The sequence below is a fragment of the Pseudomonas sp. S1_E05 genome, from assembly GCF_056337105.1.
On sequence record NZ_JBFRHM010000001.1, the window covers coordinates 1330891 to 1340177 of the forward strand.

A 9287-nucleotide genomic window follows, 5' to 3' on the forward strand; every position below is an offset into this window, starting at 1 on the left:
GGCTGGATTCGACGCAAAAATTGCGTTCCTGCGCACATTTCAGGTCAGCTGAGTTGCCGAGTGCCAGCCATCCTAGAGCTTCACTTTGTAGTTCGCGGACTGGGTCAAAAACTCGGTGATCAGTGACGTAATCTGCTGTTGGATGACCTCGCGCGGGCGAGCATTGTTGCCATCCTCGCAAATGATGCCATCGCCCGGCACGTCCTCTTCGAGCAATTCCACTGCGCCTGGTTTGCAAATCGCCAAGAAGCTGAAATGGCTGGCGTCACTGATCTCGACATAGCGGCTGGACGCTTGGGGCAGGCGTGTGGCCAGGTTGGCGGACTCCAACTGAGCAGGCAGTTCCACCGATGGTGCGCCGGCCGCGATAACCAGCACCGGCACCGGCAGTGCCGCAAGGCTCTGATCGGTCATCCCGCGCGAGAGTCCCAGGTCCAAGGAAACCACAGCGGTGACGTGTTGATCGCGCAAATCACCGGCCAGACCAGCCTTTAATGCCGGAGTACTCTCAGGGTTGATTTTTTGATAAGTGGTGCAACTGGATAACTGCGGATGGAGTTTGCAGTCACGGGCAAATAGGGCCGGGTCGAAACGAGCACCGGCGATTTCCATTGCAGTCCAGCCGCCGAGTGAATGGCCCACTACAGCAATTTGGCGCTTTGCGACCACGCCAAATTTCTCGGGTTGAGTCGTGACCGCCTCAATGGCCCGATGCAGGTCAATGGGCCGCTGCCATAACTGCGCCGCGGCTTGCGGGCTGCGATCATGGGTCGTGGTGCCGGGGTGGTTGACCGCTGCGACAATGTAACCCTTATGAGCCAATGCACCCGCCAACCAGTTCTGATTGTTCCAATTGCCTCTGAATCCATGGGAGAGCACCACCAATGGGTGCTCTCCAGCGGAGGGTGGCGCGTTGCGAACCGCAGAAACACCGACAAACACCACATCGTCGCCGATCAACTGTGGGGTGACGGTCGTTGTGCTGGGATACCAGACGACCATCTCCAGCGGACGCTCATTGTGTGGGTCCGGCAGGGTGGAGGATTGGAAGCCGACAGCGTTGACGTCAGCGAGAGCGCTGGTAGTCAGACAGGTTAAAAGCAGCGCGCCGAGAGCTGTTTTCATGGGGTTTGTCTTCCTTGATTTAGATAGGGTTCAGAACCTGGAACCCACCGATAGCGTGCATCACATCTCGCAGCTTATAGAAAGAACACCGCACGAATCAGGGGAGTGGGGTGGACTCCAAGTCATTGACTGGTAGCGGATGCCTGCTCAACCCCTGCAGTTCCGGCTTGCTACGAAACATCAGGATCTTTGGATGCGTATCAATATAACGACGTATTTCCAGCGGTGTAGCCAGCGGGGTGTGCCCATAGATCTCGTCCAGCACGACCAGCGTTTCGGCGATTTTGCGAGTTCTGCAATACACAGGAATCGTTTCGGAATTTTTAAAATGCTCCTGCTGCAGCAGTGCCACCAGCCATAACGTTGGCCGCCACCAATCGTACGCGAAGTCACAGTGTTTGATGACCATTGACGAAGACTTGCGCTGTGCCAGCAATGCAAAGAAGTTGAGCACGTTGTCCAGCATCAATCGATCAGCCCGGTCCGCTTGCTCGATCTGAGCGTCGTTGAGGTTCGCTTTCGACTCATCGAGTTCGCGCAGGATGGGAATGACTGTTTGCGGAAAAGGTAATTGGTCCACGGCGTATAGTCGACTGGCTAGAAAATGCGCGTACTTCTCGTTCTGTACGCCGGCCAGCAGCGCACGAAATGCGCCGTTCTTGACCTCTTGGAACTCCTGAGAGGTGAACGTTTGAAACAAATCGAATATGGAACGTTCGATTTCTTCACGTCTTGCATGTTTGGCCTCTTCGGCCTGGAAGAGCAAAGTGATGATCACTCCGCCAAAAGCCAGCGCTGTAAAAAGAACGTTCAGTCCGTTGTAGACAGAGCCTACAGGTTCGCTGAAAGCCCCCCTGGAAGCGCTTTCGATACAGGCCAAGCCATTGCCCACACCGAGATTATGAAAACCATCACGGCCAAACCGATCAGTCTGTTTTTTGAAAACATGTGCGGCTCCTGTCGCAAATTACGCTGGGATTTCCTTTCCAGAAGTTTTTACTCAGGTCGGGGGGAGATTTTTCTGGAGCGTACAGACCCCGTTGTCGCCCGTCTACGAACGGTCGGGCCAGTCACTAATTTTACGCGTAACAGTTTCTTGGCCTATGGGATGGCATAGGGAAGTGAATCGCCCCTGGTTTCTTAGACACTTTTCAATGTCCGCTTTTGGCCGACAGCTGCCCGCTACGATTAGCTGCAGATGACCAGAAGAATTCACCAGCAGTCAGCATCACGCTTCAACCGGCGAAGACGTTACGAGCATAATAAGTCATGCCCGCTAAGACCAAAGCGTGAGAAACGTCATGAACGAAGCCCAACGCCGGGCAGTGAAATGCCAAGATCCTGCGGACGGAAGTGACGAAGTCATCATTGACTTGCTGCCAGACCTACTCGCCAGTCTAGGACTGAGCATCGGCGACGCAATCCTAATAGATTTCCTCATATATTTTTTCTTCAGACGTTCTTCATTCATTTTTGATAACGTAACTATTGTGAAAATTCTCCTAATCGAAGACGACCTGGATCTCGGCAATGGCGTTCGTATCGCACTTGCAGATCAAGGGTTAGATGTCATATGGGTTCGCCGAAAAGTAGATGCGTTGCATCAACTCGATGTCTGCGTGCCAGAACTTGTGCTACTAGACCTCGGACTGCCCGACGGTGATGGCATGAGCCTGGTCGCATGCTTACGTCAGCAGTTCAGGGGCATCCCCGTCATTATCCTGACTGCAAGAGGCACTCTGCAAGATCGCTTGTGTGGGCTCGATGCGGGTGCAGACGACTATCTGGTAAAACCATTTGTTCTCGCCGAGTTGTTGGCCAGGGTGAGGGCACTGGCCCGACGCAGTTACGGTTTTCAAAATGAGGTGATAGAAATTCGAGGGTTATTTCTTCATATGTCGACTCGTCGCGTGACAGTGAGTGGACGTAATGTTGAGTTAACGGCAAGTGAATACGCCCTTCTTGAAATTTTAATGATGCGCGCTGACCGCGTGCTTACACGACGTTTTCTGGAGGAAAGGCTATTCGGCGCGAAAGAAAATATGAGTAATTCGCTGGATGTGCATATGGGAAATTTGCGTCGCAAAATCGGCGAAGGCTATGTGCGAACGGTGCGAGGTGTGGGGTATGTCATTGATACCGTTACCATTCAGAAAGGGATTGGTTGATGCGAAATTTTTGGCTCAACTGGAGAACTCCAACGCTTGTAAGACGAATTATGCTCGCCCAGATGCTACTACTTACACTGCTTTGGTGTCTTTTTCTGACCTGCATTTTGTGGGAGAACTTGCGTAGCCCCTCTATGCTCACGGGGAGTGATACTTACGAAACCATTCTTGCATTAGTTAATCGCATGGATGATCGCCCGCAGGATCTCACCGCTGTGCTGGAAAAATTCAGCGCAGCATTGCAGGAAGGTTATGGCGGAGGTGAGGATCCCAAACTGTCAATCAGCCTGATTGTTCGTAAGAATAGAAAGATAATTTATTCATCTGATGGTGCTCCGACAGGAGTAACAAATAGCAGGTATGGAGAAGTTCAGAGCATTCAGAGTGAGGGCCGCAGTTGGAATAGTCGTACTCTCAAGTCAGGGAGCTCCGACGCGGAGGTAACACTTGTTACCCCTGCCGGAGGCTGGAACTTCTTCATATACCTGAACTCTCGTGGATACTACATATTGCCGCTTCTGGTGTGCATTCCTTTTCTTTTTTTTCCCGCATGGCTATCAGTCCGTATTGCAATGCGCCCTTGGCGCAAGGTGGTAAATAGTATTTCTTTGCGAACTTCAGAAGATCTCTCCCCCTTAAAAGAAGGGCCAAAGCAGATAGAGCTTCGCCAAATGGTGGACGCGACGAATCTATTTCTTGCCAGAGTGCGAGAAAGTTCTGAGAGGGAACGGGTTTTCATTGCAGATGCCGCTCATGAGCTGCGTACTCCCCTGGCTGCAATGCGAATCAATGTCGAGGCTTTGCAGTCCTATGTAAGCAGCACTAATCAACAGGAACTGCTCGCAGGGATTATTCGCAGTAATAGCCGTGCTGCGCGTCTCGTCAATCAGTTATTGCTGCTGATGCATAGCGAAGTGCGCATCGATACTGTTATGGAGGCTGTACCGCTGACGACGCTCATACAAGAGCAAATGGCTGCGCTGGCACCCCTGGCGGCTGAGCGTAGGATTGAACTTGAATTCTACTCTGAGGGTGAAAGCTGGATCAACGGCATCAGGGAACGCCTTATGTCGCTGATCGATAACTTAATTGAAAATGCCGTGAAGTACAGCCCTGAGGGCGGACGGGTTGAGGTAGATGTACGATCACTTGATAAATCTACTCAGCTACGTGTCTCAGATGCAGGGCCTGGCATTCCATTTGAATTAAGAGAGCGAGTCTTCGATAGGTTTTTTCGCGAGCCCAATCAAATGCAAAGCGGGAGCGGACTGGGGCTCGCAATAGTGAAAGCGGTTGCACTGCAGCACAACAGCAACGTATGGCTAAGTACATCTGCACAAGGTGGACTCCTGGCGATTGTTGATTTTCCAAAACACTCCGCCTGAAAAAAGCATGATTTGATACCAGCCCCGCGGAGGCCTATACCAGGACAATGGAGTTGAAATTGAAATACTTAGCCTTGCCTATACTATTCTTTTCTATCTCATTCAGTGGGTGCGCTATAACCGTCAGCGAATTAAAAAATAGTCATTCATCTTATGACGGCAGCTTCACTAGCAAGAAGACGCCCTCCGATACTTATCGAGACTTAAGGCTAATGGCAAGGCAATGCCTGGAATATGAGACATATATTGGAAAGCCGGTCATCGTATTAAGCGAGTTTAGCGATGAGCGCAGTGAAGGTGAAATCAATCAAAAGCTCCTTTCGGAAGGGCTGTTGATTAATAACGCCCTCATTGAAATAGAAAGACATGATGCGAACCAAGCACAGGTCAGGTTATATACAACAAAGAACATCTTGAGTGTGGGTACCAGATCGCCGAAGATAAGTGATATCAAACGCTGGGCTGACGGCGATAGAAATTGCGCTAATGAAATCTAGTTCATGTCGTGAGTACTCCAAGCCTATTGGTGAAATCATCGACTTCGCGGAGGAAGACTCGCGGGCGTTTGAAGAAGCTCATATCTTTCTTCTGAAGAAGGGCTAGAGCGCGTGCAATCGGTATCTGCAGAAACAGTAACGACTCCCAGAGAGGAAAGCCCGCTTCGGCGGGCTTTTTTGGGCCGGCGAAAAACACTTCGCCGTGCGACTGGTGTAACCGGCCGGCGAGGTTCGACCGTAACGTGGGGGCATGTATGAGTCGTGGCTCCTTGACGGGGTGCGCTCATGAGGCGATTCGGTGATTGGTCACACGTTCCGATTGTTGCTTCGCAATTGTCTGCTGCCAACTCCGCCCAGCAGGTTCGTTCACTCCGCATCCTCCAAAAAACGCGCAAGTGACTCAGCCAGCGAATCAAACACCAGCGCGATGCGCTTAACCCGCCGCAGGTCGTGGTGCATGGCCATCCAGATATCCACGCGGAAGTCGACTTGTTCGTGCAGCACCCTCACCAGCCCATAGCGGCGTGCCAGCTGACTGGAACAAACACCAATTCCCAACCCCGCCCGCAGCGCTGCGAACTGGGCCAGGTGGTGGTCGGTGCGAATGGCGGGGCGTTCTTGCGTCGTGAAAAAACCTTTTTGTTCGAGAAATGCTGTTTCAATCACATTGCGGTCCGGGCCGATGACGGGGCATTGTTCCAACGCGTCTGCTGTGCGCGGATGACCGTACCGTGCCAGCAGCTCCGGCGTGGCATACAGGCCAATACGCAGGTCCCCCACGTGCCTGGCAACCACTGCCGCCTCGGTAGGGCGGCGTATGCGCACGGCCACGTCGGCTTCCTGCAGGGTCAGGTCTTCCAGGCGGTTTGACACGCTGAGTTCCAGTGCCAGCTGAGGCTCTGCGTCCCGTATCTCTCGCAGCATCGAAGGGAGCACTTCGACGCCCAGCAATTCGCTACTGGTGATCCGTACCGTTCCGCTCAAGTCGTTGGCTTGCGCGGAGGCGGACCGTGAAAATGCTTCTGCGGCCAGTGCCATGGATTCGGCATGTTCGATCAACTGCCTGGCGGTATCGGTGGGCAGCAAACCTGCTGGCGAGCGCACAAACAGGCTCATTCCTACGCTGCTCTCCAGCGCATCGATCCGGCGGCGTGCTGTGGCCTGTGCGATACCCAGTGCGCGAGCGGCAGCAGACAGGCTACCGGTACGAAGAACGGCGAGAAAAACCCTTTGAGTTTCCCATTGCAGGTGCGGCAGGTTCATACATTTCCTATCAGTTGCTAGGCAGGTTTGATCTATTTTAATTAGATTGAGCTTCGCACATGCTTTAGCGCAACCCGCCTCCCTATCACGTGCGCAGTGGCGCTTAAGCGAGAACAACTGATGAAACTAACTGGTGGATGCCGCTGCGGCGCTGTGGCCTATAGCTCAACGATTGACCTGAGAGTGGATGTTTACGCCTGCCACTGCCTGCATTGCCAGGCCTGGAGTAGCAGCAGTTTTGCCTTGCATGCATTGGTGCCCGGCGATGCGTTGATCTTGAATGGTCCGACAGTTCGATACGCTTATGAAGAAGGCGGGCTTTGCGCCCAGCACTACCTATGCGAGGTCTGTCATACCCGTCTCTACAACACCACGTCAGCGGCGCCGGGGATATGGGTAATCAGGGCCGGCACGCTCGACACGCGCGCCACCCTGACGCCCATTGCGCATATTTGGGTCAAGCACAAACAGCCATGGCTTAGTCTGCCGGCAGGTGTTCCGACCTGGCCAGAATCGCCCACGCCCGAGGCGTTCGCGGCAGCATTAAATGGTGTCGAATGACTGGCGAGGAGAGCGCTATGACTGACAAAACAGCCTATGCCCGAGGCGCTTGTCGATGCGGGCAGGTCACGTTCGAGAGCCACTGCAAGCCGGTTATCACCAGTGCCTGTCATTGCCGGGGCTGTCAGAAAATGGCGTCGAGCGCTTTTTCACTCACCGCGCTGTTTCCGGCTGGCGGCTTTGTTGTCACCCAGGGTTCACCGGTCATCGGCGGGCTGCACGGCACTACTCAACATTATTTCTGCCCGCATTGCCTGAGCTGGTTGTACACGCGTCCTGCAGACACGCACACGCATGTCGGGGTACGCAGTAGTCTCTTGGATCAACCCGAGTGCTCCAAACCCTTTATGGAAACCTGGACCCGGGAAAAGCTGCCATGGGTACAAACTGGGGCCGCCGTCAGCTTTGAAGGTTTTCCGGAACTGCACGAGTATCCGGCTCTGATGGCTGAATTTGCTCAGCTGAGCGATTGACCGCCTGCGAACTGAACCGCCCCTGATTTTGTAGAGTATTGAATGACTGCTTCTGGCCGATAGTGGCCCTCCACACAGCAATACCGATCCGTGACCGCCCTATGCGATTTCATTCACCTTGAGGCTTCGACAGTAGACTTTCTCTCAAGCCATTGCTCTCTCGTCAACTCCCAGATCTCCTTGAATAACGGCCCGCTGACAAAGCTGCCAGGTTGCGTGTCAATCAATCGCATGCCCTCGCGTTCCGAAATTTTGCGCGAAGCATGGTTGCCCACGGCCTTGGGTACTTGCATGACGCAGTGGTCCAGCGTTTCGAACCAGTAGGTATTAATAACTTCGCAGGCTTCACGTATGTAACCCTTTCCTTGCCATTGGGGGGCCAGCCAGAAGCCCCTGTTGTTGCCAGGTTGGTCATACAGGCTAATGCTTCCGATGGTGTGGGCCGGTTCAGCGGCGATGCGAATGATCCAATGCCATTCACGACCGGCGGCCATGGCGGGGAGGGCGACGTCGCGAACGTAAGTCAGCGCGCCGTCCTCCGGGTATGGCCAGGGCACGCGACTATCGAGAAAACGCACCACTTCCCAGTGGGGAAACAGTTGCTGAATGGCCGGTGCATCGGCCAATTGCAGGGGGGAGAGGATAAGACGGCGGGTCTTGAACGTGGGGCTACTTTCCATAGTAGAGATCCTTGCAGCGATAGGGCATGTCGAGCGCTTTCCCGAGGATACCAAGACACACGTCCTTCGTCTGTGTCAGGCCGATTGCTGCCTGTCCTGCGAGGCATCGATCGGCCGGCAGCGATTGGTCTCCTTCAATTGCTATTCGCGTCAGAACGCGTAGACCAGAGTGGCGGTGGCGGTGGCGGTGGCGGTGGCGGTACGCGGAGTGCCGTACCCACCCCGCGAACCGATGGCGGTGTAGTAGTTCATGACCGTTGACGTACTGGACAGATGTGCCTATACAGTCCGTTTTTTATTTTCTGATTCGGTAGGCCATGAGCGAAGAACGCGATATCCCAGAGCCTGAGCACGACCACTTGCTCGATCATGAATTCCACGATGACGAGTCATGGGTCGAAGAGGACGCGCAGGGCATCATGGATGAGGATGAGGTTGATTTTTTTGATCAGATCGATCAGGACGACTGACACCCAACGTAGTGGATCTCAAGGCCCGCCTGTTGGCTTCAGCGAGGGCTGTGCTTGAAGTCCGCCTGAGAGTTAGCGCTCTACGGCGACGCATTTGATCTCCACGAGAAGGCCGGGCCGAGCCAGTTCACTGACACCTATGCATGTCCACGCACAGGTTCCCCTGGGAAAGACCTCATCCTTCACGCGTCTGAAAACGGGCATGTGACGTTGCATATCGACGTGATAAGTCGTCATTTCGACGACATCTTCAAAGTCGCAGCCACCGGCTTTCAAGACGAGCCGGAGGTTGTCCCATGCTGCCAGAAACTGCTGCTCAGGGTCTTCGATGACTGATAAATCAGGCGTGCGACCGACCTGTCCCGCGCAGTAAAGCGTTTTTCCTACCTTTACAGCGGGTGCATAACCGGCACGCTCGCTGAGCAATTTCATGCCATCCGGAACAATGAGCTGGCGGTCAGTCATGGTTGTGGACCCCAAATATGAACGGATACGAAAACTAACCCACGAACCTCGCGGCGTCCACTTGGGTCGGGCTTACTTTTCCAGGGATCGATACCAGTCTTCGTAGGGTGTATTGGAGACCAGATGCCGGTTGTAGTCAGGACTCCCATCATCCCACCACAGAGGGCCGCGCTCACCGAGCGCGACCTTGGCTGCCTGTA

Annotated in this window: 11 protein-coding genes; 6 read left to right on the forward strand and 5 right to left on the reverse strand. The window is 54.0% G+C overall.

What is annotated here, in order from left to right:
* Window positions 1-72 precede the first annotated feature (72 nt).
* Together AB4N33_RS06235 and AB4N33_RS06240 are read right to left on the reverse strand one after the other, a co-directional pair.
* On the reverse strand, window positions 73-1125 hold the full coding sequence (locus AB4N33_RS06235) for an alpha/beta hydrolase family protein (RefSeq protein ID WP_476456736.1): 1053 nt from the start codon (window positions 1123-1125) through the stop codon (window positions 73-75).
* A 97-nt stretch (window positions 1126-1222) separates the two neighbouring features.
* Window positions 1223-2005: a hypothetical protein gene (locus AB4N33_RS06240; protein WP_476456737.1), complete on the reverse strand. Its 783-nt coding sequence runs from the start codon at window positions 2003-2005 to the stop codon at window positions 1223-1225.
* 421 nt (window positions 2006-2426) lie between these two features.
* On the opposite strand from AB4N33_RS06240, the gene AB4N33_RS06245 reads away from it, so the two are divergent.
* The 3 genes from AB4N33_RS06245 to AB4N33_RS06255 are packed head-to-tail and all read left to right on the forward strand — an operon-like array spanning window position 2427 to window position 5175.
* Window positions 2427-3293 (forward strand): response regulator, encoded by an 867-nt coding sequence (locus tag AB4N33_RS06245; RefSeq protein ID WP_476456738.1) that lies wholly within the window; start codon window positions 2427-2429, stop codon window positions 3291-3293.
* Window positions 3294-3343: 50 nt separating this feature from the next.
* Window positions 3344-4678, forward strand: coding sequence for a sensor histidine kinase (locus AB4N33_RS06250; RefSeq protein ID WP_476456739.1), 1335 nt, complete (start codon window positions 3344-3346; stop codon window positions 4676-4678).
* 59 nt (window positions 4679-4737) lie between these two features.
* Window positions 4738-5175 carry a hypothetical protein gene (locus AB4N33_RS06255; RefSeq protein WP_476456740.1) on the forward strand — a complete coding sequence of 146 codons (438 nt, stop codon included), beginning with the start codon at window positions 4738-4740 and terminating at the stop codon, window positions 5173-5175.
* Between the two features lie 366 nt (window positions 5176-5541).
* Here the strand turns inward: AB4N33_RS06255 and AB4N33_RS06260 are convergent, their stop codons facing one another.
* Window positions 5542-6438: a LysR family transcriptional regulator gene (locus AB4N33_RS06260; RefSeq protein ID WP_476456741.1), complete on the reverse strand. Its 897-nt coding sequence runs from the start codon at window positions 6436-6438 to the stop codon at window positions 5542-5544.
* Between the two features lie 120 nt (window positions 6439-6558).
* Between AB4N33_RS06260 and AB4N33_RS06265 the strand changes: the two genes are divergently transcribed.
* Together AB4N33_RS06265 and AB4N33_RS06270 are read left to right on the forward strand one after the other, a co-directional pair.
* Entirely contained in the window at window positions 6559-6999 is a 441-nt protein-coding gene (locus AB4N33_RS06265; protein WP_476456742.1) for a GFA family protein, read from the forward strand.
* A gap of 17 nt (window positions 7000-7016) precedes the next feature.
* A complete protein-coding gene (locus tag AB4N33_RS06270; RefSeq protein ID WP_460124492.1) occupies window positions 7017-7472 on the forward strand; it encodes a GFA family protein in 456 nt (151 codons plus the stop codon).
* A gap of 113 nt (window positions 7473-7585) precedes the next feature.
* Here the strand turns inward: AB4N33_RS06270 and AB4N33_RS06275 are convergent, their stop codons facing one another.
* The gene (locus AB4N33_RS06275; RefSeq protein ID WP_460124494.1) at window positions 7586-8152 is read right to left on the reverse strand and encodes a GNAT family N-acetyltransferase; all 567 of its coding nucleotides are present in this window, start codon (window positions 8150-8152) and stop codon (window positions 7586-7588) included.
* A gap of 317 nt (window positions 8153-8469) precedes the next feature.
* Here AB4N33_RS06275 and AB4N33_RS06280 point away from each other — a divergent pair, with 317 nt between their 5' ends.
* Window positions 8470-8622, forward strand: coding sequence for a hypothetical protein (locus tag AB4N33_RS06280; RefSeq protein ID WP_476456743.1), 153 nt, complete (start codon window positions 8470-8472; stop codon window positions 8620-8622).
* Window positions 8623-8694: 72 nt separating this feature from the next.
* Here the strand turns inward: AB4N33_RS06280 and AB4N33_RS06285 are convergent, their stop codons facing one another.
* Window positions 8695-9087, reverse strand: coding sequence for a RidA family protein (locus AB4N33_RS06285; RefSeq protein WP_476456744.1), 393 nt, complete (start codon window positions 9085-9087; stop codon window positions 8695-8697).
* Window positions 9088-9287 lie beyond the last annotated feature (200 nt).